Raw genomic sequence first — 24,230 nt, forward strand, 5'->3', positions numbered from 1 at the left:
AGGAGCAGGTCAGGCCCTGCCCGAGCAGAAGGAGAGGCCGTCCGAACCTGGCGCTCCCGCTTCCGCAGGAGACACGACCGGACCCGACTGTCAGCGGCGGCTGCCGGGCTGCCCGGCGTCCGGCCCGATGGGCGGAACGGTCACCGAAGTTCTTGTGCTACCGCGTGGCACGGACGGGCCTGCCCGACGGGCACAGCCGACGGAAGCTGACTGGCCCACGCAGCCCGCACGATGAGGCAGCCGTGACCCCGGCGCGGCACCTGGACCACCGATCCTGGCCGGAGCCGTGTTCAAACGATGTCTCCGGGCTGTTGGAAGAGCCGCACGCCCCAGCCGTCGCGGGGACTCCAGCAATGGTCTATTGGATCAGGTCGGTGTGCGTATAGCACTTCGAGCAGGAGTAGATCTGCAGATTATTGGCGTCGGAGACCTGGATACCGGGCGGGTTCGACACGTTGTCGTTGTCGATCACGGCGATGGCCTGGTCTTCGTACGGGACCCAACCCCTTCTGTAGTCACGGCATTCAGCCGAGGCGATGGTCAGCAACGGGCTCATCGAGGCGCCACAGTTGATGCAGAACCGGGCGATGGGATCGGTGAGTCCCCACGGCGGCCAGCCACCGACCTTCCATCCGGGAGCTTCGGACAACTCGGCGGAGTAGAACTCATCCGGTTCCTCATAGGAATCATCTATCTCGACGCCGGCCGCGTGCCACGCGCTCCAGTCGCTCAGCTGCTGCCGCAACTCCTGGTCCAACGCGAGATAGTTGGGGTACTCGGTGACGTGCTCCGGTGCGATCACGCACGGCTCCGGCGTGTAGCCGTACTGCGCCTCGGCCGGTTCGGGCGGCGAGGCGAGGACATGGGTGACGTCGGCGGCGGTTCGCCAGAACAGCTCGGTCGTAGGCTTGTGCTCCGGCGGGTGCTCGGAGGGACACCACAGCACCTGGAGCAGATCGGTCCGTCCGGGCGGCCGCAGCAGGGGCACGTCGCGCACGTACAGTTGCGCCACTGGCAGAAGGGGGGAGACCGGACCCTCGTGCCACTTGTCGCAGTACAGCCATGGCTGCCCGGCGGGCCACAGCAGCGGCCCGCCGACCGAACTGTCGTACGGCGACGGAGAACCGGGGCGGGGATGCAGCCGGGTCGTCGTGCGTGCCAGCGGGGCCAGTCGAGGGAAGACCGCAGCCACGTCGAACGGCCGCGGTGGGGTGGTACGGATGAGGTTCACGGCGGCGATACTGCCAGTAGCCTCCGACAACCGGCGTACGACGGGATCAGCCGCGGCCCCGCCCTTCCCGCGCGAAGACCACCACCGTGTCAGCATCAGGTGCACGGCTCCGTCCGCGTACCTTGCCGCAGCGTCTGACAGCCCAAAGGCCGCCCGCCTGAAAGCCCGGGCCCGGGCCTGCATGCGCCGGCCGCCGAGGAGATCGGGCCGCTGACTTGATCTTTAACCTCGGGATCCGAACGGTGCGTCGTACGTGATCACTCGGATCGGTAACTGCGGCATACACAGGCGGCCTTCGGCTGAGCATGTGATCAGACCAGGGAACATACGGCCCCAGGCGCCGATGCCGTCTCGGGCGGCGTGTGCCGTATGTCGCTGTCACCTCAGGACCGTATGCAGATAAATGCCGCTGCCTACGGGAGGTTCGGCGAGGTTCCCGCGCGCACGGAGCTTGAGCGGCCAGTAGCCTCTCGCCATGAAGACGACATTGATGATCTATGACGGCCCCGCACCGGCCGATTCCGACGCCCCGCGTACCGGGGGAGTTCCGCTGGCTCCTGTCGGATTCGACTGGCCCCTGTGCGGCTGCGGGGGTCCGCTTCAGTTCTTCGCCCATCTCCCCATCGAGGACGGCGTTTTGTCGGTGTTCCTGTGCCAGAACGACCCCGGCGCGTGTGAGTTCTGGGACGCGAGCTCCAGCGCGAACCGGGTCTACCTGTTTCCCCGGGAGGAACTGCGGCCGGTAGCCGTGCCCGAGGCGGGACTGACGCTGCTGCCCGCCACCTCGGCCATCCGCACCCACGTCGTGACGCTCGACCCGGAGGAGGTAGACGATGACGACGACATCGAGCTCGGCGCCTACGACATCGCCCGCCAAGGATGGAGACGCGAACCCGCAGAGCGATTCGGGAAGCAGTGGGAAGTGCTCGGGTCGCTCGGAGGCAGTCCCTCCTACCTTGAGGACGACCGACTGCCCGCGTGTCCCTCCTGCGCCGCCACCATGGAGTTCGCGGCGCACCTGGAGGAGGGGATAGCCCGGGAGGCCTCGATGAACCTCGGCGGCCAGCTGGGCTACGTCTTCGTCTGCCGCACCTGCCGCAAGGGATCCTTCCTCACCGACTGAGGGCCCCGTGCCCGGAGAGCTCGTCCTCCTTGGGCAGACCGGGCTTGCGAGCCGCCGACGAGAGTTCTGCTGCCGAACAGCAGGGGATTCAACTGGGCGCGGACGGTGTAGGGGGCGGTGGTGTAACCGGCGGAGCCGGAGCCGATGATGACGACCTCGTGTATCTCGCTCACGCGGTCTTCTCCGGGGCGATCTCCTTGATCAGGTCCTCGGACCAGGGTCTTGATCTCGTCGCGGATGGGGCGTACGGCTTCGACGCCCTGGCCGGCCGGGTCTTCGAGCTTCCAGTCGAGGTAGCGCTTGCCGGGGAAGACGGGGCAGGTGTCACCGCAGCCCGTGGTGATGCAGACGTCCGACTCCTTGACCGCGTCGGTGGTGAGGATCTTCGGGGTCCGGGCGGAGATGTCGATCCCGACCTCGGCCATGGCCTCGACGGCGGCAGGGTTCACGGCGGTGCCCGGGTTGGAGCAGGCGGAGCGGACTTCGACGCTGTCTCCGGCCAGGTGGGTCAGCCATGCGGCGGCCACCTGGGGAGCGGCCTGCGTTGTGGACGCAGACGAACAGGACAGAGGGCCTGTCGGATGGCTTTGTCGACGTCACACGGTTCTGGCTCAGGTTGTGGGCTCTGTCGCTAATTTGGGGGTGGAGCCCGGTTGATCATGCTGACAGCAGGATGCGCCGTCGTAGCAGGTCGAAGCTGGCTCGCCCGTACATCTGCCTCTTCAACAGCTTGATTCTGGTGACGTCGCCGTCGACTGGACCCGAGGTGCAGGTGGTGGCCAGGGCGGCCTGGACGGCTGCGTGGTCACGCCCTGTGCCGTTGGCCAGGGTGCGGAGTTCCTGTCGGCCGTCGAGGCGGACGTCGGCGATCCTGACGTCCAGGGCCGGGTGCTCATTGCGTCGTTCGCGCACCAAGAGAGCCAGGCGGCGGGCGTACTGGACGGTTGTGGCCAGCGCGGTACTTCGATCGGACAGCTCGTCGAGGCATTTGCGCTCGGTGTCGGTGAGGCACTCTGGGCGTCGCATGATCCAGTCGGTGACCCGGCGGACGGTCATGTGGGGCAACGGAGCGGTCGTGGGGATCGTGCCGTTGCGGTAGGGCTCCAGGTGCCGGCGGACGGTGTTGACGTCGCCGCAGTAGCCGAGTTGTTGGATCTCCCGGGTGAGTGCGGAGGCGTTGATGCAGCCTTCTGTCCAGCGTTGGTGCAGGTAGAAGCGGTAGTCGTCGACGAGTGTGGGACGGTGAGTGGCCGCGCCGAGGAGCTCTTCGGCGTCGGCGGCGTTTGCGAAGCGGTTGACCGTGCCGCGGCTGAGCTGGAGGTCGCGCGCGATGGCGCGAAGGCTGTCACCACGTGCGATGCGTTCGTGGATCTGTTGGTAGCGGTCACGGGTGCGGGCGACCAGAGGCCGAGGTCGTCCATGGACGTCCAGCTCCGTGCGGCCTGGCTCTTTCTGAGGCCGGCCGTCTTCTTCCTGGTCGTCGTGGGAAGCGAGTCGTTCTCGGGGTTCGGCGCGGTGTCGTCCCAGGACGCGCTCGACCGCTTCGGCCAGGTTGTGCAGCAGGTGCCAGGAATCGGCCTCCTGCTGGGCCTGTGGGGCGCCCGCTTGGGCTCCGTCGCGGAAGGAGCCTTCACGGTCGCGGCATACTGTCCGCACCTCAGGGTGGTTCCGCAGCCAGGATGCGAAGGTGCCCGCGGCCCGGTCGGGAAGGACATCGACGGGCCGGTGGGAGGACATATCGATGAGGATCGTCGCGTAGGTCCGTCCACGCCGCACGGCGAACTCGTCGACACCGAGAACCGGGACTGCGGCGGGAGGTGGGAGCGGCAGGGCACGGATCAGTCGGAGGAGAGTGTCCTTGCGGGTGGTGACAGCCAGACGGCCGGACAGGCGTGTTCCTGCCCGGCCGTCCAGGAACAGGGCCACGTCCGTGAGCTGGGCGGTGAGAACATCCGTGCGCCGTGCATACCGACGCGTCAGGGCCGGTATCTGCTCGGCGAACGTCCGACGAACGCATCCCTCGTTCCTGCACACAAGCCGGCGAGCTCGCAGTTCAAGTCGTACCCGGCGGCCTGCGACCGGACGATCCGCCAGAATCCGCTGGTAGTAGCAGTGCACTCTTGAAGATCCCTGCCCGCATCCAGGGCACTCGACCGACACGGCCCGTGACCGCACAGCGAGCCGGAGCTCCGCGTCCGTGAGCCCCACATGCTCGACCCGCACCCCAACAATCCGGCAGCAGAACATCCGCGATCTGAACCCCACCCATCACACCTGATAGATGCCCAAGGACCCCCAAATTAGCGACAGAGCCAAGTTCTGTGGTCTGTGACGTTGGGTAACCGATTAGATCTCGAAGAGGGCTTCCTCTTGTGGCGGGATCGGAGGGTCGAGGAGGTCGCGTAGGCGGGTGATCTCCTGGCGCCACTGCGACCAGTTCGCAGCTTCGGCCCACTGCTCGGCGAGTTCAGACCGGTTGGTCCAGGGCGTCGACGGCGAGCATGCGAAGGTCTGCCGGCAACTCCGGTAGTGGCTCTGATGGGCCATAGTTCAAACATGCTGGCTCGCCGCCAGGATGCTGGGCGACGACCAGGGCAGCTGCGGCTACTGCCCGCTCGCCGTCGTAGATACCGAGGAAGTCATCGGGGCTGGCGGCGCGTACGAGCACGCCGCGGATCATTGGTTCGCGTTCTTCCCGCGCTGCTTCGTCCAGATCACCCCCGAAGTCGGCGGCGGTGTCGTTGTCGAAGGGGCCGGTATCCCAGGTGCCCATATCTCTCCTTGCGTGGCCGTCCGGGGATCGCCGCACTGGCCACCGACAACGAGGTCACGAAGCAAGCAGCACCCGCTTGCGCAGGAGCTTGAAGCCAGCGCGTCCGTACATCTGCCGCTTGATCATCTTGATGCGATTGACGTGGCCTTCCACGACGCCCGAGCTCCAGGGCAGGGTCAGGCCGGCTGTGACGGCCGCGAGGTCACGTTCGAGGCCGTTGATGAAGGTGTGCATGCTGGGCAGGTCGTCGGCCCGGACCGCCGCTATCCACTCGGGGAGCCGTTCTCCCTGGAGCTGGCTGAGCATCTGCCCGAAGGAGCGGATGTGCCCGGCGAGGGTGTCCAGCTCGGGGCAGCCGGCCAGGACGGACTTCAGCTTCAGTCGCTCCTTCTCCGGAAGCACGTCGGGGTGGGTGAGGATCCAGCTGGAAACGGTCCTGGGCGATGGCGGCCGACCCTCTGGCACTGCGTCCCGAAAGGGACGAAGGTACGCACGGACCGCCCCGTACCCGCCGGCGTATCCGTGGCTCTGGATCTCCTTCCAGAGAGTCCAGGCGTTCGTGCAGTCCTCGGCCCATCGCTCGTGCAGGTACGGCTTGAAGTCGTCGAGCTTCGTCCTGCGGTTCTGCCACTGGCCTTGGAAGAGGTCTTCCGGGCTTCAGGGCGTTGATCGAGGTTCTGCTGCGCAACCGGCACCTCGCCCACGAGCATGTGGTCGCTGGCCTGGCCACCGCCATCGCCTCCAACGAGTCCTTCGGAGACTGGACCAAGACTTTGACCGATCCACGCCTCTGCGCGGCCATCGTCGACCGCCTCAATGGCACCATCATCGAAACCGGCACCGACTCATTCTGCCTCGCGAACACCCGAGCGCGAGCCGAAGCCCCCGCACAGGCCAGCTAAGAGACGGTGAAGGGACCCTGTTCGCTTCATGGATAGCTGGTCAGGGCGGCTTTCCCTTTCACCCGTGCGGGCATCAAGGCCGAATAGGCTGCCCCAGCAAGCCAAGCAGCTGCAGGCGGACCGCGGGGAGAGCACGTGGAACTGACAGAGCGCGAGCTGACCAACCCGTGGGAAGGTGTTCTGATCACTCCCGCGGCCGGCGCTGACGTCGGCGTTCTGGTCCTGACGGGCTCCAGTGGACGCATCGACCGTGAGAGAGCGCGCATCCTCGCCGAGCAGGGAATTGCGACCTTGGCGATCCGCTGGTTCGGCGGTCCCGGACAGTCTCCGGGAATCTGCGAAGTCCCCTTGGAAACCTTCGTCGCCGCCGTCGATCTTCTCCACGCGAGCGGGGTCCGCCGCATCGGCATCCTCGGCGTCTCCAAAGGGGCTGAAGCAGCACTGCTCACCGCAGTGCACGACCCGCGCGTGGACGTGGTGATGGCGCTGTCGCCGACCTCGCGCGTCTGGTCCAACGTCGGGTCAGGCCGCGACGGCGAACGGCTGCCATATCGATCGTCCTGGACGTGGCGGGAGCAGCCCCTTCCATTCGTGCCGATGGACGATTCCTGGACGGCCACACAACCAACAAGCGGTCCGGTCGCCATCCGGGAGTGGTACGAACTGAGCGAGAAGACCTTCAGCCATTTGGTTCCCCCAGCGGAGATACCGGTGGAGAAGGCCCGTGCTGATCTCCTGCTCGTCGCGGGTGGCGACGACGCGATGTGGCCGTCCCTGCCCTTCGCCGAGCAGCTGGCACAACGCCGACGCTCGGCCGGGGCTCAGGTGCGTCTGATCACCCGCCAGGATGCTGGCCACCGACCACGTCTTCCAGGAGAGACCCGGGCATCGGCCTCCCCGCACTTCCAGTACGGAGGCACACCCGACGCTGACACACTCCTGGGCGCCGCTGCCTGGCCACACATCCTCGACGCGCTCGGCAGCGGAGGCTGACAGACGGGCTTCTTGGACGATCTGACACCGGGCGGTCCCCGCTCGACGGCCCACCGGCCTAACGGGGCGGGCCGTCACATGGGCTGACGTTACTTCTCGTGAACGTTCATAAGACCCCGCGCGACTCGCTGCCCAAACGGCTGAACAAACGCTGCTGAAAGTGAACGAAGCCACGCGCAGACGCGAATGCACGTCGACACCGTGCGCACCTGGCGGGGCCGGTTCGCCGCCGGCGGGCTGCCCGCCCTGTCCGACCGCAGGCGCTCGGGGCGACCGCCCTCGTTCAGCCCGCGGAGTGTCCGAAAAAACCGGGACGGTGTCGTCGGTAGCGTGTGATCGCGGGTCCGGATTGCCTCCCTGCCAAGTCGCGGCCAGGGCCCGCCCCATGCGAAGCGAGAGCACTGCGACAGCAGGTCGTGATCGAGCCCGTTGGGTTCCGCAGAGTAACTGACGCACTGGTCCAGCAGACTGTGTCGCAGGGGACCACCATCGTTGCGCGCTTCCGCAACGTGAACACTGCGGACCACTGGTTCGACATGCCCGAAAGCGGCGAAACCGAACTACACACGGAAGCCGCGAAGGCCGACTGGTCACGCACGGATGAGTGGTGTACCCGGCCGCCCCACGTCTTCAGCACCGCTGTAGCGTTGTCCGTAAACGATCAGGGGGATTCAGTGACGAGGTCCTTGCACTTCAGCTGGGAACTGAGCGGCTCCGGCTGGGCGACGTGCAGGATCTGGGACGGCTCGACGAAGCACCGGGACAGCGTCAGCTACTGCACAAACGCGCTCGCCGACTTGTTGAAAGGCGTGACGGGCGTCTACGGCCTCCATGGCATCCAGCGGTTCTCGTTCGACCTCGAACCGGCAGAGGCACGGTGGATTCTTCGTCGCCGAAACAGCGACGTACACATCACGATCCGTCGCTTCCCGGACATGTCGACCAGCTTCGATGCACCGGACGGGAAAGGCACCCTAGTGTGGACGTCCACACGTCCTCGCACCTCCCTGGCACATGCGGTCCTGATGGCTGCCGAGAAGGTTCGGCGAACCCACGGCGAGGACGGCTACCTCCAGAAGTGGCAGTTGCACGCCTTCCCCACCACCGAACTGGAAACCCTTCGGCACCTGCACCTGGCAGCGGATGACTGCGCTCTCCAGCACTGAACCAACGGCGCCTCACGGCGCAAACAAAAGCTGAGCCAGAACCGCTTCTTATGCGCAGAGCCAGCCATCGGTGGGGTCCAGTCCTTCGTGCTGCCTGGCGGTGTCAGCTCTGAGCGGAGAAGAGGGATTCCGTTCTGACCGACCAGATCCGCACGGTCGACAGGCAGTATGTTTCCGCGGATCCGGTTGACCACCTGACGGGTACGGACATGGCACAGGTCGATTTTGCGCTCGGAAGACTGCTGGGGCTTCGCATCAATCTCGACTACTAGTACTCCAGCCGGACTTTGGTGTATGCCCTGGTCAGTGGCTTGGGTGCGGGGATTGTAGTGGGGCGGTATCGAGTGCGGGGCGGGTTCGCCCGGCCTGTCCCGCGAAGGAGTGACCGCGCCGTGTGTAGTGACAGCGGCGGGACAGCCATTGCATGTGATTGGTGACGCACCTGCCTCCGTATGGGAAAAAGGGCTGGAAGAACTCTTCTTGCGGATCGGGCACCGCTTTCCCCGCGTCGAGCCCAGACGCCGGATGCGGGACTACGTGCGGGGTCTGCTCGGACCCGTGGGGCGCAAAAACTCCTGGCAACTGGCCGAATTCGCCGGGCACTCCACCCCTCACGGGCTGCAGCACCTCCTGGCGAAGAGCCGCTGGGAGGCCGACGAGATACGCGACGACCTGCAGGGTTACGTCGCCGAACACCTCGGCGCCGACGACGGCATCCTGATCATCGATGACACCGGCTTCGTCAAGAAGGGCACCACCTCAGCCGGGGTGCAACGGCAGTACTCCGGCACCGCCGGCCGCACCGAGAACTGCCAGATCGGTGTCTTCGCCGCCTACGCCACCACCCGCGGTCACGCGCTGGTCGACCGCGAGCTCTACCTGCCCAAGGCCTGGACCGACGATCCCGAACGCTGCCGCGCCGCCCGCATCCCCCAGCACCGCCGATTCGCGACCAAGAACGAACTGGCCCGCACGATGGTTCTGCGGGCCCTTGCCTCGCCACTGCCCGTCGCCTGAGTCTCGGCGGATGCCGCTTACGGGCAGGACTCCCGATTCCGACGTTTCCTTGAAGACGCCGGCCTGTCCTACGTCGTGGTCGTGCCGAAGTCCCAGCAGGTCCACGGCCCGCGCATCGAGCACCTCATCGGCCAGGCCCCGGACGAGGCATGGCAGCGGCTCTCCTGCGGCGACGGCGCCAAAGGACTGCGGCTTTACGACTGGGCTGCCGCCCGCCTGCCGGCGGTCTGGGAGTTCGACGGCGACGAGCCGACCCGGCAACGCTGGATGCTCGCCCGCCGCAGCATCACCAAGCCCGGCGAGCTCGCCTACTTCCTCGCATCCGCCCCCTTGGACGCCACCGTCGCCGATCTCGTGCGGATCGCCGGATGCCGCTGGAAGATCGAGGAGTGCTTCCAGAGCGCGAAGAACGAATGCGGCCTGGACCAGTACGAAGTCCGCCGCTACGTCGGCTGGCACCGGCACATCACCCTCGCCATGCTCGCCCACGCGTTCTTGGCCGTTACAGCCGCCCAGGAACGGCAAAAGGGGGAGCTGATCACGACACGCCCGACCTCGTGGACCTCACCCCGGCCGAGATCCGCCGTCTACTGGCAACTACCCACCCGCGTCCTGCTCGACAGGACAACTACACAACTAAGTGGTCGAGATGGCGCCGCCGACACCAGGCCCGGGCCCGCCGCTGTCACTACACACGGCGCGGTCACTCCTTCGCGGGACAGGCCGGGCGAACCCGCCCCGCACTCGATACCGCCCCACTACAATCCCCGCACCCAAGCCACTGACCAGGGCATACACCAAAGTCCGGCTGCAGTACTAGCGAGCGGTGAAGTCCGAGGATCGAGGGAACTTCAGGTTCATACACCCACGACGCTCGGTCACGTCCTTCACATAGGCACGGAAGACGGGCTCCATAAGGTGGGCTGCGACCTTGCCATAGCCGTATCCCAAGGTGAGGGTGTGCACGGCGGGCTTGCCGTCGCAGACTGAAGTGGCCCACCAGGCGGTGCCTTCTTCCACGCGGCCGGCGGTGCCCGGCTTGGCCCGGGTGCTGTCGCCGCCACCGATCGGCAGGCCGACACCATGCGGGAATTCGCCGAAGAAGGACTGGGTGGAGGCCCACCACTCGGCACGTTTGTCCGGATAGTTTTCGCGGAGCGCCGCGCGGTGATCGGGCTTCTTGTCAAGGGATCGGTACAGTTCCTGGGCCTTCTCGGTTCTGACGGCCAACCCGCACTTCTCCTGCCACGCCAGCGGGTCGGCACGGGTCTCCAGCACCTCGTCGGGCAGCCAGGCCACGTCCTCTCGATGGGTCCGGCCGTACCAGGAGCAACTGCCCCGAGCCGCAGCCGCCTCCTTCAGCTTGCCGTTGGTTCCCGGCAGTCGACCAGGAGGGTCGGGCAGACGTTCGGCGCAGCCCAGCTTGGCGGCGAGGGCATTGGCGACGTCCACAGCGATGGAGGCGAGGTTGTCGCGGGTGCGCTGATCCATCTGACGACCGCTGAACAACGGAACGTAGCCGTCGACGTACTGAACGGCGGATGCCACCAGGGTGCCCACCGGTTTGCCGTTCCCGGTCCTGGTGTCCGGGCAGGAGAGCCGGACCTGGACACCGCTGTCACTGATCAGGCCCGCGATGCCCCCGCCCACAGGGCTGTCGGGGTAGTTGTAGCGCCGCTGATCGTCGATCAGCGGATCGAAGCTGTCGTCGACGTCGGCCCGGGAGCTCCGTGAGGCAGTGCTCACCCCGGCGGAGAAGAACGCACGGTGGCTCTGGCCGCGCGCCTCACCGGCCTCAGTGCTGTCCAGCATGCAGGTGCCACTGATGTTGTCCACATCAATGGATTCCCCGTTGCTGCTGATCCGCCCGCCGGACAAGGGGAGTCCACGCAGCTTCTCCTGGGGGACGAGGCCGGCGCATGCTTCGTCGACGACCCGCTCGTCCTGCCAGTCGGCCCATAGGGTCCAGCCGCCGAGGCCGGCGGCGACCACGGCACCGACGCACACCAGCAGGGTGATCGGCCTGCGCCACCACGTTCGCTTCATGCCGAGGGAAAATACCAACCTTCGGTGTCGAGGATGAGCACTTCGCCTTGGCTGGTGCCGTACCGCCGATCACTTCGAGCCAGCCGAGATGTTGATCAAGGTTGTGAAACGAATCTTCAGATGTCTCGTGGCGTTCTGACGGGTGCACAGTGGGTCCGGCTGGAACCGGTGTTGCCGCCGATACCGAAGATGGGCCGACCTCCGGGGGATCGGCGGCAGTCTTCGACGGGATCTGGTGGCGGGCGCCCGGACCGGCTCGCCTTGGCGGGACCTGCCCGAGCGATACGGCCCCTGGGTGACGGCGTATGCGGTGTTCCGGCGGTGGCAGATCGACGAAATCAACCCGGTGGAAGGCATTTGGTCGGTACCGCGCCGGACCAGCCAGACGAACACCGCTTTCACCGACCCCGACCACCTCATCCGCCGGCTACGACACGGCCTCCGCCAGATCCAGTACCGCAGCGACATCATCAACGGATGCCTCACCGCGACCGGCCTCACACTGACGACACCACCCCTACAACCTCAGTAGGCGACCGGGCAGCCCATGTTCCCCGCAGCCGTCGGCGGTGGGGCACCGATCGAAGCCGGCTGGTCGGCCACGATCAGCATCGTTCCATGCTCGGCCTCGTACGACGTTGGGCCGATGTCCTCTTGGCCATGCTCCGCGACGGAGCCTTCTACGAACCCCAGCCCGTCCGGGCGAATTGAGACCTGCTTGCCCTCCGCCCAAGCCCATGGTCAGCTTCGGGTATGGGGGACGAGAGTTCCGAGCACCCGGCACTCATCCGTCGCTGGCTCGCGGGTGAAATCGTCACCAACACCGTCGGCATCAAGATCGTCGGCGGCCCTTTCAACGGGCGGACCAAAGTCGTCGGGCTCAGCCAGGCAGGGCTGCCGCCCGCCGGCTTCCGAGGCCGCCCCGGTCGGGCATCAGGACCTGGAATCCCGCAGCAAGACACACCTGCCTGGCAGTCCGAGCCCCCGACACCTCTACGGGCTGGATCTACGAATACGCCGACGCCGACACCACCAGGGAAGGCTGACGCCGCCGAGCCTCCACCGCCCCGCAGAGACTTGCCCGAACCCATAGGGGCACCCCCTCCGGGCCGGGCTTCGGTCACGGCCGCCGGCCTCGTGTCCCGCCCGGCACTGGGTCAGCGAACAGGCCGACGGCCACCACGCCCCAGCCCGGGTGCGGAGGCCGCCGGTGGGCGCGGCGCCCGGCCGTCTCGCGGACGTGAGGTGCGGCCAGTCGGCGGAGTTGGGCTGTTTGTCGTTCCACGACTGTGGGAGGGCGAGCGGCGCGAGGAGCTGGACTGCCCGAGTGTCGCGTACGGGAGCGGGAGTGCACCGAGGGCGTGTTGCCTCGATTCCGGTGACGGTGTGTGCTGCTGCGGGCAATGCTGAGAGGGCTGCTGCGCATGGGTCTTTTGCTGGGCGCGGGGGGTGGCCTGGTGCGCGGGGCGGGGTGGTCATGGATCTGTTGCCTGGTTCGCTTTGGGTAACTGGTCGTTCGCGTGGCGTGCGGGATTGCCGTGGATGGGTGAGCCGTGTGTGTGCGGCTAAGTGGCTTGGCAGGGACCTGAGTTGCCGTGTTTCTCGGACCAAGCGGTCTGTTTTCGGATATGTGGATTGGTCGGATTTCTTCATTCAGGTGTTCTGATTTCATGATGCAACTTTCCCTGATGGTGACTCAGGTCACTCTTGACTGGCCTGAGGCGCGCCCTGATATTTGGCTGACTTTCGTGAAGGCTTTGTGACCAATGGGGCGGGACTGTGAGTGGTGGGGTGTGGCGTCGAACGCGTCACCGTGTGTGCGCGCTGGTCGTCGCGACCACGATCGTGGGTGGGATTCCCGCCCTGACAGGGCAGGCCGCGGCAGTGCCCGCGGCCGCTCGGGGAGTTGCCTCGAAGTCCGCCTCGGCGGAGGCCCGGGCCTCCGCCGAAGCGGTGGAGTCCGGTGAACGTGTCGAAGTTGTGGAGCAGCGCACCGAGCGGGAGACGGTGTTCGCGAATCCGGACGGGACGACCTTCACGTTGGACAAGTCGATCAGCCCGGTGCGGGTCGCCGCGCCGGACGGCGGGTGGAGGAGTCCGGACGCCACTCTCGTGAAGAAATCCGACGGGTCGGTCGGTCCGAAGGCCGCTGCGGTGGATCTGTCGTTCTCGCCCGGGGGCAGCGGAGCGGGACTGGTCACGATCGCCGAGGGAACGCAGTCGGTGTCCTTGGGCTGGCCGGGCACGCTGCCCGCTCCCCGTCTGGAGGGCGAGCGTGCCGTCTACGAGGATGTGCTGCCGGATGTGAATCTGATCCTGACCGCGACGGTGGAGGGCTTCCGCCAGGTGCTGGAGGTCAAGACTCCGGAAGCGGCCGCGAACCCTGCCCTGGCGAGCATCGAGTACCGGCTGGGAGCCGAGAACCTCACGGTGCGGGCCGGCGCCGGCGGGGGAGTGGAAGCTCTCGACGGCAACGGTCAGACCGTGTTCCGCTCACCGGCCGCGCAGATGTGGAACTCCGCCGGCGCGAACACCAACCCTCAGACAGCTCGGCAGTCGCTGTATCTCGCCGAGTCCGCGGACGCCGGTGCCGCCGAACCGGTGCCGGCAGGCCCGCGTGAGGAAGGTGATCCGCTCGCCGGTCCCGGAGCGGGGGACGAGTCCTCGGTCCTGGACCTCGCGGTCGCGGAGGACTCGGTGACGGTCAAGCCCGATGCGGACCTCGTGGCGGCAACCGGTGCGGCGGACTTCCCGCTCTACATCGATCCGTCGGTCGAGCTGAACGAGGACGAGCGCACCGTGCTGTCCTCGGACGGCGATGTGTTCTGGAACTTCTCCGGCGGCGAGAACGGCATGAGCGTCGGCAAGTGCGGCTCCGCCGTCATCGGCGGGGTCTCGTACTACTGCGGCAACGGCTATGTGAACCGCATGTACTTCGAGTTCGCCCCGGGGAAACTGAAGGGCAAGCACGTCCTGGACGCGACGTTCAGGGTGACGGAGACCTGGTCGTTCTCCTGTGACGAGCGCTGGGTCGATCTTGAGCGGACGAACAACATCTCCTCGTCCTCGAAGTGGCCGGGCCCGAAGAAGCTGGACCAGATGGGTGACCGCAAGGTGTCGGCAGGCCGCGGCAGCAACTGCACACCCGCTCAGCCCCGCGCCCCCATCGAGTTCCACGACTACGCGCCGGAACCGGACGAGAACCTGACACCCACCGTCCGCAGTTTCGCGGAGGGGAAGATCTCCCGCCTGACGCTGATGCTGATGGCCAAGGACGAGTCGGACACCATCGCGTGGAAGCGGTTCGACGACGATGCGGTTCTGAGCGTCACCTACGTCGGCAGGCCGGCCAAGCCCAGCGCCATCGGTCTCGTCACCGGAACCACCCCGGTGTGCAAGACCGTCGAGTCCGCCCCAGCGATCGCCACCGACCCCACCCCGGCCCTGACCGCAACCGCGCAGACCGAAGCGGGCGGTGAATCGGGAGCCGCACTGCGGGTCGTCATGGCACTGGACAAGAAGACAGGATCCACATGGACGAAGGCCATCGGTGACATCCTGGCCCCGTCCAGCCCGGTGGGTGACAACGTCAAGGTCACCGCGTCACCCAGCGCGGACCTGGAGCAGAACACCCTCTACCGCTACCGTTCCTGGACCCGGTCGTACTACGGCAGCGAGCACCTGGCGGGGCCGTCGAACGGCTCCACGACGGGCTGGTGCTACTTCAAGGTCGACAGCCAGGCCCCGAACCCTCCGACCATCACCTTCAAGCCCGGCAACCCGTACTCACCGTGCACCGCGAACGACTGCGTCCCCGGAGGGAAGCCCGGCCAGGCAGGAACATTCACCCTCGGCCCCGCGCCCGGTGACGTCAACACCGCCTACCGGTACAAGCTCTCCACGGACACGGCCTGGTCCAGCTACCTGCCCGGGGCGACGGTGGACATCAACCCGGCACCGCCCACGTCCGGCACCATCGTCCTGGAAGCCGAAGCGAAGGACAACTACGGCCCCGGCGCCGGCAACACGGTCGACTTCGTCGTCAAGGAAGGCGAAGGACCGGTCGGCCGCTGGAACTTCAGCGAGGACACCGGACCGGCCATCGACTCCTCCACCACCGACCCCAGCCTGCAGGACAACGCGGCACTGACCGGGGGAGCCTCCCGGACCGACCAGGGGCGCCGCGGCGAGGTCACCGTCACCCCGGCCACAGACACCGAACCAGCGGCCAAGACCACCGACAAGGGCCTCCGACTGGACGGCACCACCGGCTACGCAACCACCACCGGGCCGGTCATCGACACCCGGGCCTCCTACACAGCCGCCGCCTGGGTCCGCCTGGACGAGACCCGCAACGCCAATGCCACCGTCCTGAGCCAGGACGGCACCAACCGCAGCCCCTTCCTGCTCGGCTACGAGTACACCACCAAGCTGTGGTCCTTCCGCGAGGCCAGCGCCGACGTCCCCGCAGGCACCCCGTGGACCTACCAGCGAGTGACCTCCAAAACCCCTGCCACGCCAAAGGTATGGACCCACCTGGCCGGAGTCTTCGACGCGACGGCCGGCACCATCAGCCTCTACGTCAACGGCGAACTGCAGGGCACGACACCGTTCACCGCACCCTGGGCCGCGAACGGGCCGCTCCAGATCGGACGTGTCCACTGGTCCGGGACACACACCGACTACTTCCCCGGCGTCATCGACGAGCCGGCGGTGTGGCAGGTCGCGCTGACCAAGGAACAGATCGCGCAGGAAAGCCGGCTGATCGACGCCCACGGAAAGCCCTCCGCGGAGCTCGTCGCCTCATGGAATCCCGCAGGTGCTCAGGGCATGTCACTCAGTGACACGGTCTCGGGCTACAAGCCGTCCCTCGCACTCTCCGCGGGAGCTTCCCTGACCGGTGATGAACTTGTCCTGAACGGCACCACGGGCGCCGCGACCACACCGGGGCCGGTGGTGGACGACTCCGGCTCGTTCACAGTGACGACAGAGGCGGTCGTCGACGGGGCCAAGGTCCTGGAGAAGCCGGACCACTACAAGGCGCAGATCCTCGGACAGCGGACCGCGACGGGATCGTCCTGGAGCCTGTGGTTCGAGAAGACCGGAAGCCGGCAGGAACCCGAGTACGACGAGAACGGCGACCCGGTCGTCGACGGGGACGGTCTCCCCGTGACGAAGCCCGTCGCGGTGGGCCGCTGGAACTTCGGCCGCCTCACCGCGGACGGCACCGGAGCATCTGTCGAGAGCAAGGACGAAGCCGTCCTGGACACCGAGACCCGCCTTACCGGTGTCTACAACGCCCAGGACAGAACGATCCAGCTCTACGTCACCACGGACCGTCAGATCAGCGACGGCATGCCGTACACCGCCCAGGTCGGCAGTGGCGAGTTCTCCGTCGGCAAGGGATACCTCGGGGCCTGGGGCAACTACCTGCCCGGTCGGCTCACCGACATCCGGCTCTGGTCCGGAGCACTGACAGACGGCACACAGGTCGGCGAAATCGTCGGCACCTGACACACCACCGCCCCAGCACTTCGCCACGAGCGTGGCCGGCCACCACCACCGCCGGCCACGCCCCGCCCTGCGCCACTGCCACCCTGCTGCGCTGCCCGGACAACCGGCGGTCGGCCGTATTCGGAGAGAAGACGTGTCCGTGCCCAGATCTTTCCCCTCGTTCCTGAAGCGACGCGGCCGACGGCGCCCCGCCCGCGCCGCCGCGACACTTCGCATACCCGTGGTCGGAGCGCTCGTCCTCGTACTGTCCGTGCCTGCCGTGCTGACTCCGGTAGCCGCCGCGGCCGATCCTCTGGGCAGACCCGACCTTCCGGCCACCCGGGTCAGCAAGGTGAAGACGGTCAGTGCCCTGGGTGCGAAAAAGGACCGCGAACGGGTAGCGAAGAACAAGGCGGCCAACAGCAGGCAAGCCGCACAGGCACGCAGTCTGCACGCCGCTCACTGGCCGAAGGCATCCACCACAACAGAGAAGGTCTCCGGCACACCCGGGCAGCGGGCAACCGTGTCCGTCACGGCTCCGCCGCCCGCCAAGCCCGCAGCACGCAAAGCACAGCCGGCCACCCCGGTCACCGGCTCCGCCACGGTGAGCGTCCTCGACCAGAAGACGTCCCGCACCACAGGCATCACCGGTGTGGTCTTCACCGCCACCGCCACGTCCCCGGGCACCGCCGACATCACCGTCGACTACGCGGCGTTCGCCGACGCCATCGGCGGGAACTGGGGGCCCCGCCTGGGCCTGGTGTCCCTGCCCGCATGTGCGCTGACCAGCCCCCAGAAACCCCAGTGCCGCACCCGGAACCCCGTCACCTACCGCAACAACGCCGCGGCACAGACCATCTCCGCCCGGGTCACCCTCCCCGGGACGGACACCACCACAGCCAACAAGACACCGGCCGGTGTCTTCGCTGTGACGGCTACCTCCCAGACGGCGGCCTCCGGCGCGGGCGACTACAAGGCCACCCCGCTGGCCGCCTCCTCCGCCTGGGAAGCAGGCGGCTCATCCGGCTCCTTCACCTGGTCCTACCCGATCACCGTGCCACCGGCGGCAGCCGGCCCATCACCCTCCCTGTCCCTGTCCTACGACTCGGGCAGCACGGACGGCCGCACCTCGAACACGAACAACCAGGGCACCATGCTCGGTGAAGGATTCGACCTCACCTCCTCCTACATCGAGCGCAAATACGGATCCTGCGAGGACGACGGCCAGACCGACAAACAGGACCAGTGCTGGAAGTACGAGAACGCCTCCCTCGTCCTGAACGGCAAAGCCACCGAACTCGTCAAGGACGACACCAAGGGCATCTGGCGCCTCAAGAACGACGACGCCTCCCAGGTCACCCACGAGACCGGAGCAGCCAACAACGACGACGGCGACGACATCGTCTCGGGCAAGGGCGACGGAAAAGGCGAGTACTGGAAAGTCGTCACCGGTGACGGCACCACATACACCTTCGGCCTGAACAAACTCCCCGGCGCGGGCACCGAACGCACCAACTCCGTCTGGACCGTCCCCGTCTTCGGAGACGACTCCGGCGAACCCGGCTACTCCTCCGGCACCGGCTACTCCGGCCGCGCCAAAACACAGGCATGGCGCTGGAACCTCGACCTCATCACCGACCTCCACGGCAACGCCTCCACCTACTGGTACAAGGCGGAGACGAACCACTACGCCAAGAACGGCGACAAGACCGAACTCGCCACCTACACCCGCGGCGGCCACCTCGAAGAGATCAGGTACGGACAACGCTCCGACACCCTGTTCACCGGCAACCCGTCCGGCAAGGTCGAGTTCACCTACAAGGAACGCTGCACCGCATCGGACTGCTCCTCCCTCACCGAGGACACCGCGAAGAACTGGCCCGACGTCCCCTTCGACGCCATCTGCAGCGCCGACGAAACCGAGTGCCTGCCCAAGGGACCGGCGTTCTTCACCCGCAAAATGCTCACCGGCATCGACACCAGCGTCTGGTCAACCGCCGCCGAGCCCGACGCGTACAAGCCCGTCGACAACTACGCCCTGACCTACCAGTTCCTCGACGGCGCGGACATCGGCAACCCCTCCGACAAGACACTGACCCTCAAGACACTCCAGCGCACCGGGAAGAACGGCGGCACCATCGCCGTCCCCCCGGTGGAATTCGGCTACCACATGCGGCCCAACCGGGTCGACGCCACCGACAACATCCTCCCGCTGACCCGTCCCCGCATCAACACCATCACCACCGAGACCGGTGCCATCACCACCGTCACCCTGTCCGACCCCCAGTGCGTCCGGGGCAGCAAGATGCCCACGGCCGAAGACGACAACAACCTCTCCTGCTACCCCGTGTACTGGCCCGTCAACGGCGGCGACCCCCAACTCGACTGGTTCCACAAGTACAACGTCACCTCCGTATCCACCTCCGACCCCGCCGGCCAGAACGAGGCCGTGGAGAACTCCTACACCTACGAGAGCCCCGGCTGGCACTACAACAACGACCCCTTCACACCCGAGGACGAACGGACCTGGTCCAGCTGGCGCGGCTACCAGAAGGTCACCACCCACACCGGCGACACCAACCACCCCCAGTCCAAAACCGTCCGCCTGTACATGCAGGGCATGCACGGCGACAAACGCAAAGACACCACCGCCACCCGCACCGCCACCGTCGCCGGCATCGACGTCGCAGGCCTCAACGCCTCCGACCTCACCGACCACGACATGTACGCAGGCTTCCTGCGCGAAGAGATCACCTACAACGGCACGGCACCCGTCACCCTGGCATTCCACAACATCTGGACCAAAGAAACCGCCAGCCAGCAACGGTCCTACGCCAACACCAAGGCGTACTACATCCGCCCCGCCCTCTCCTCCCTCTACACCTACCTGCCGATCAGCAACACCTGGCGCCGCAACTCCACCGCATACACCTACGACGCCACCTACGGCATGATCACGCAGACCGCGGCAGCCGGAAACACAGCCAAGACCGGCGACGAAACCTGCACCCGCACCTGGTACGCCCGAAACCCCGACAAAGGCATCACCAGCCTCGTCTCCCGCACCCGAACCATCGGAACCGCCTGCCTGGACACAGCCGGGGCCATCGTCACTGACGACAAACTGAACCTCCCCGCGAACTCCAAGACCCGCGGCGACGTACTCTCCGACACCGCCGTCGTCTACGACAACACCACCGCAACCGGCTGGACCGCCTCACAAACCCCGACCCTCGGCCTCGCCACCTGGACCGGCAGAGCCAAGGCCTACCCCATCGCCACAGGAACCAGCGACCGCCACCCCGCAGTGAACGGCGGCTGGCAAACGGTCGCCAAGACCACCTACGACATTCTCGGCCGCCCGCTCACCGCCACCAACTCCAAGGGCTACGTCTCCTCCACGGCGTACTACCCCGCAGCGGCTGGCCCTCTGACCGCCACCATCGTCTCCGCCCCCAAGATCACCTCCAACGGTCAGACCCACAAGAGCTACACCTATCTCGACCCGGCACGCGGATCCGTCACCAGCACCCTCGACGCCAACCTCAAGAAGACCGAGAACACCTACGACGCACTCGGCCGCATCACCAACACCTGGGCACCCAACCGCACCAAGGGCATCGACACCCCGACAGCGAAGTACGACTACAACTTCGCCCGCGGCAGCCAGCCCTGGACCTCCGCAGCCACCATCAAGGCCGATGGCACCAACTACCAGACCAGCTACGCCATCACCGACGCCCTGCTGCGCCCGCTCCAGACGCAGACCGCCTCACCGCTCGGCGGACGGATCCTGACCGACACCCGCTACGACTCACGCGGCCTCGCCTACGAGACGTACGCCGACATCTACGACAACCTCGCCGCCCCGAACGGCACATACGCCCGCGCCTCCTACGCCCACACCCCGGCCCTGACCCGCACCACCTACGACGCGGCAGCACGCCCCACGACCAGCACCTTCACCGTGTTCGGTGTCGACCGGTGGTCGACCACCACCAGCTACACCGGTGACTCGACCGCCACCACCGCCGTCACGGGCGGCAACGCCACCCGGACCATCACCGACGTCCTGGGCCGTACCACGGAGACACGCACCTACGCGGGCACCGCGCCCAACGACACCGCGTACGGTGCCACGACAGGGACCTCCTACACCCGGGTGAAGTACGACTACACGCCTGACGGCAAGCAGTCCCTGATCACCGGCATCGACGACGCCAAGTGGACCTACACCTACGACCTGTTCGGCCGCGAGACCGAGACGACCGACCCGGACAAGGGCACCTCCACCACGGAGTACAACGAACTCGATCAAGTCTCGCAGACCACGGACTCACGCAACGCGAAGCTGTTGTACGCGTACGACGAACTCGGCCGCAAGACCGGTTTGTGGCAGACAGAGGAGACGGACGCCAACAAACTCGCCGACTGGAGCTACGACACCCTCCTCAAGGGCAAACCCGTCGCCTCCACCCGCTACGTCGGCGGTGCCACCGGCAAGAAGTACACGAAGCAGGTCACGGCCTACGACACCCTCGGCCGGGCCACCAGCACCGAGGTCGTGCTGCCCGCCGACGACCCGCTGGTTACCTCCGGTGCAGTGGCAGCGACGACCACCTTCGGCACTGACTACCTTCTCGACGGCACCCTCAACAACACCAAGGAACCCGGCGTCGCAGGCCTCCCCAAGGAGATCATCCAGCCGAAGTACAACTCCCTCGGCCTTACCACAGGGCTGTCCGGGACCAACACCTACCTCCTCGGCGTCAGCTACTCCGCGCTCGGCCAGGCCGAACAGCTCACGCTCGGCGCAGGTGCAAAAAACACCTACATCACCAACAAGTACGAGCCGGGCACCGGCCGCCTCACTCGCAGCCACGTCACCGACCAGACCCACGCGTACATGCTGCAGGACCTGAACTACACCCAGGATGACGCGGGCAACGTCCAGTCCATCTTCGACCCCACCACCCTCGGCGGCACCGCCAAGGCCGACAACCAGTGCTTCGCCTACGACAACGACCGCCGCCTCACCGAAGCCTGGACCCCCAAGACCGCCGACTGCTCCACCACCGGCCGCACCACCGCCAGCCTCGACGGCGCCGCCCCGTACTGGACCAGCTACACCTACAACAACGCCGGCCAGCGGGCCACCGAAACCGCCCACACCGCCGCGGGCGACGCCACCACCACCTACGGATACAAGACACCTACCGGCCAGCCCCACCCCCTCGTCAAGACCACCGGCGCCAAGACGGCGACATACGGATACGACGAAGCGGGCAACACCACCACCCGCCCCGGGACCCAGGCCCCCCAGACCCTGACCTGGAACACCGAAGGCGAACTGGCCACCACCACCGAACCCGCAGCCGGCACCAAGCCCGCACTCGGCACCACCTACCTCTACGACGCCGACGGCGAACTCCTCATCCGCCGCGCCACCGGAGACGGCGACACCGTCCTCTACCTCGGCGCCACCGAAGTACGCCTGACCACCAAGGGCACAACAAAGACGGTCACAGGCACCCGCTACTACAGCGCCGCGGGCCAGAACATCGCGGTCCGCACATCCACGCTCGGCACCCCGGGCAGCAAGATCAACTTCCTCGCCGCGGACCACCACGGCACCAGCAGCATCGCCACCGACGCCACCACCCAGGACGTCATCAAGCGCCACACCACCCCCTTCGGCGCCCCCCGTGGCACCAACCCCACCACCTGGCCCGACGACAAAGCATTCCTCGGCAAACCGACCGACACCACCACCGGCCTCACCCACATCGGCGCCCGCGAATACGACCCGGGAATCGGCCAGTTCATCAGCGTCGACCCCCTCCTCGAACTCGGCAAACACCAGACACTCAACGGATACAGCTACGCCGGCCAAGCGCCCGCAACCAACTCGGACCCCACCGGCACCTGCCTGGACCCAGGCAACGGCCACTGCCAACCGGGCAACAACAGCGGCAAGCCAGACCCAGCCTTCCCGATCAACACCAACCCGGCACCGAAAAAGGAAGGTACTGCCAGCGGCGGTACGGGCAGTGCCGGAACAGGGAATTCCGGCAGCTCGGGTCAGGTGGTAACTGGTAAGGGCGGTGGCTTGCTTGCCTGCGCCGTAGGTCACTGCATTGCACATAATTCCGGTGCTAGCGCATTTGAGGAGTGGGTAGCGAACTATCTTCAAAGCTTGGTGCCAGATGGCCCCCTTGTGGACCTTCTCAAGGGAAATCCTGACGATGCCTGGGAGCAGATGACAGGTGGGTGTTACCCACCCGGTGTTATGGTGTGTGAGCCCCGAACGGGGTCCGTTGATATTGGTCCTGGGCGGTTCCTTCCGAGTCCTAGGGCATCGGTTAAGGGAATGTATTCGTCCGGTATTGTTGGAAAGGGGAGGTCTGCACTGGCGGGTGTTCTGCAGGTTGATGGTGGAGATGCTCGGACATTTCTTTCAATCAGCGGAAAGGCGGAGCGTAAAGGTCATGTTCCATCAGTAGGGTCTGAGGGCAACCCTGCTCGCTACAAAGCGGAGGCGACTGGCAGGAATAACAGGCAGTCGGATACAGAATATAAGATGCTAACCTATGTAGCGAATCAGCTAGGGGAGCCGTCCTCGGTTCGAGGATCACTCACTATGCATTCCTCTCAGGCTGCTTGTGTATCGTGTAGCTCCGTGATAGGTCAGTTCATTCAGGAGTTTCCTAATATTAGAATAAATTACACTTCAGGTCGGAATTGATTCATTTTGATAGTGAGGTAATAGGAATGGGTGAAGGGTTTGCCTTTGAGAACCCGTGGACTCCCGCACATCAAGCTGTCGAGATGGGTGATCATGACGAGCTGAGTAGGCTCCTGTATGATGGCGCAAATCCCGATGAGATCTGCTGTGGGATGACTTTGTTGGTGCATGCGATTGACCTTGAGGGGGATTCTGCTCTTCAATCCGGCAATCCACTCAGTGGTGCAGCTACGGCAATCATTCTTGCTTTTGGTGCAGATCCTTTTTTGGTTGCTCCGATGGGTGAAGCACCTCTCCAAATCGCGGAGTCTTATGGGCACGATATCGCGCGCCTACTTATCCTCGAAAAATTCGGCGAGAGGTAATTCTGCTGCGGTTGCCGGTACGAGAAGGCAACCGCAGCAGAAACGTTACTGAATCTGAATGGGTGATGTCGGCCTGATCGTGTCAGCTGGTCAGGGTGAGGCCGGTGTCTATGAGGCAGCCGTCGATGAGGTGCGGTCGGTACCGGGTCTTCTTGAGGCTGCGCTTTACGGCCGCGGCGAGCTGGTCGAGGTTCGCGGCGGCGAGGTTGCCGATCGTGGAGCCGCCCGCCCCGCTCGGAGGGGTGGCACCGGGGATTGTCTGCACAGGTGCACCGGGAGTTGCCCCGGGCGCTCCGCCCGGGGCCTCCGTACGACAGCATGTGACGTCTGTCCCGGCTGGTTTAACGATGGGCTGCGGCTGGTGTTATGCCCAGTC

The 24,230-nt window shown here is 66.2% G+C and carries 13 protein-coding genes and 6 pseudogenes; 12 read left to right on the top strand and 7 right to left on the bottom strand.

What is annotated here, in order from left to right; genetic code table 11:
• Positions 1-358: 358 nt before the first annotated feature.
• Positions 359-1,231: a hypothetical protein gene (locus ABT170_RS35415; protein WP_329940286.1), complete on the bottom strand. Its 873-nt coding sequence runs from the start codon at positions 1,229-1,231 to the stop codon at positions 359-361.
• A 475-nt stretch (positions 1,232-1,706) separates the two neighbouring features.
• Between ABT170_RS35415 and ABT170_RS35420 the strand changes: the two genes are divergently transcribed.
• Complete coding sequence (locus tag ABT170_RS35420) at positions 1,707-2,354, top strand: YwqG family protein (protein WP_329940285.1); 648 nt, start codon at positions 1,707-1,709, stop codon at positions 2,352-2,354.
• A 169-nt stretch (positions 2,355-2,523) separates the two neighbouring features.
• Here ABT170_RS35420 and ABT170_RS35425 read toward each other — a convergent pair.
• The 4 genes and pseudogenes from ABT170_RS35425 to ABT170_RS35440 form a co-directional block, all read right to left on the bottom strand.
• Positions 2,524-2,954, bottom strand: a pseudogene (locus ABT170_RS35425) (arsenate reductase ArsC).
• A 57-nt stretch (positions 2,955-3,011) separates the two neighbouring features.
• Positions 3,012-4,601, bottom strand: a complete 1,590-nt coding sequence (locus ABT170_RS35430) for an ISL3 family transposase (protein WP_351874430.1) — start codon at positions 4,599-4,601, stop codon at positions 3,012-3,014.
• A gap of 220 nt (positions 4,602-4,821) precedes the next feature.
• On the bottom strand, positions 4,822-5,127 hold the full coding sequence (locus ABT170_RS35435; RefSeq protein WP_351874400.1) for a DUF4259 domain-containing protein: 306 nt from the start codon (positions 5,125-5,127) through the stop codon (positions 4,822-4,824).
• A 54-nt stretch (positions 5,128-5,181) separates the two neighbouring features.
• Positions 5,182-5,592 (bottom strand): ISL3 family transposase, encoded by a 411-nt coding sequence (locus ABT170_RS35440; RefSeq protein WP_502970615.1) that lies wholly within the window; start codon positions 5,590-5,592, stop codon positions 5,182-5,184.
• Positions 5,593-5,852: 260 nt separating this feature from the next.
• Here ABT170_RS35440 and ABT170_RS35445 point away from each other — a divergent pair.
• The 6 genes and pseudogenes from ABT170_RS35445 to ABT170_RS35470 form a co-directional block, all read left to right on the top strand.
• Positions 5,853-6,029 (top strand): annotated as a pseudogene (locus ABT170_RS35445) (ATP-binding protein); the annotation flags it as partial.
• Positions 6,030-6,164: 135 nt separating this feature from the next.
• Positions 6,165-7,022, top strand: coding sequence for an acyl-CoA thioester hydrolase/BAAT C-terminal domain-containing protein (locus ABT170_RS35450; protein WP_351874406.1), 858 nt, complete (start codon positions 6,165-6,167; stop codon positions 7,020-7,022).
• 186 nt (positions 7,023-7,208) lie between these two features.
• Entirely contained in the window at positions 7,209-7,358 is a 150-nt protein-coding gene (locus tag ABT170_RS35455; RefSeq protein ID WP_329940281.1) for a helix-turn-helix domain-containing protein, read from the top strand.
• Between the two features lie 80 nt (positions 7,359-7,438).
• Positions 7,439-8,188 carry a hypothetical protein gene (locus ABT170_RS35460; RefSeq protein ID WP_351874409.1) on the top strand — a complete coding sequence of 250 codons (750 nt, stop codon included), beginning with the start codon at positions 7,439-7,441 and terminating at the stop codon, positions 8,186-8,188.
• Between the two features lie 134 nt (positions 8,189-8,322).
• Positions 8,323-8,460 (top strand): hypothetical protein, encoded by a 138-nt coding sequence (locus ABT170_RS35465; protein ID WP_329940289.1) that lies wholly within the window; start codon positions 8,323-8,325, stop codon positions 8,458-8,460.
• Between the two features lie 154 nt (positions 8,461-8,614).
• A pseudogene (locus ABT170_RS35470) lies at positions 8,615-9,739 on the top strand (IS701 family transposase); the annotation flags it as partial.
• Between the two features lie 282 nt (positions 9,740-10,021).
• Here ABT170_RS35470 and ABT170_RS35475 read toward each other — a convergent pair.
• Positions 10,022-11,269 carry a hypothetical protein gene (locus tag ABT170_RS35475; protein ID WP_351874411.1) on the bottom strand — a complete coding sequence of 416 codons (1,248 nt, stop codon included), beginning with the start codon at positions 11,267-11,269 and terminating at the stop codon, positions 10,022-10,024.
• A 102-nt stretch (positions 11,270-11,371) separates the two neighbouring features.
• On the opposite strand from ABT170_RS35475, the pseudogene ABT170_RS40730 reads away from it, so the two are divergent.
• The 5 genes and pseudogenes from ABT170_RS40730 to ABT170_RS35500 form a co-directional block, all read left to right on the top strand.
• Positions 11,372-11,585 (top strand): annotated as a pseudogene (locus tag ABT170_RS40730) (transposase); the annotation flags it as partial.
• Positions 11,586-11,588: 3 nt separating this feature from the next.
• Positions 11,589-11,783: pseudogene (locus tag ABT170_RS35485) on the top strand (IS630 family transposase); the annotation flags it as partial.
• Between the two features lie 1,352 nt (positions 11,784-13,135).
• Positions 13,136-16,765, top strand: a complete 3,630-nt coding sequence (locus tag ABT170_RS35490) for a laminin G domain-containing protein (protein WP_351874414.1) — start codon at positions 13,136-13,138, stop codon at positions 16,763-16,765.
• Between the two features lie 139 nt (positions 16,766-16,904).
• The gene (locus tag ABT170_RS35495; protein WP_351874417.1) at positions 16,905-23,489 is read left to right on the top strand and encodes an RHS repeat-associated core domain-containing protein; all 6,585 of its coding nucleotides are present in this window, start codon (positions 16,905-16,907) and stop codon (positions 23,487-23,489) included.
• Between the two features lie 26 nt (positions 23,490-23,515).
• Positions 23,516-23,854 carry an ankyrin repeat domain-containing protein gene (locus ABT170_RS35500; RefSeq protein ID WP_351874420.1) on the top strand — a complete coding sequence of 113 codons (339 nt, stop codon included), beginning with the start codon at positions 23,516-23,518 and terminating at the stop codon, positions 23,852-23,854.
• 82 nt (positions 23,855-23,936) lie between these two features.
• On the opposite strand, the pseudogene ABT170_RS35505 reads toward ABT170_RS35500, so the two are convergent.
• Positions 23,937-24,068: pseudogene (locus tag ABT170_RS35505) on the bottom strand (IS630 family transposase); the annotation flags it as partial.
• Positions 24,069-24,230 lie beyond the last annotated feature (162 nt).

Origin of the sequence: Streptomyces sp. NPDC001787, assembly GCF_040297465.1 — a bacterium.
Classification (GTDB): Bacteria; Actinomycetota; Actinomycetes; order Streptomycetales; family Streptomycetaceae; genus Streptomyces.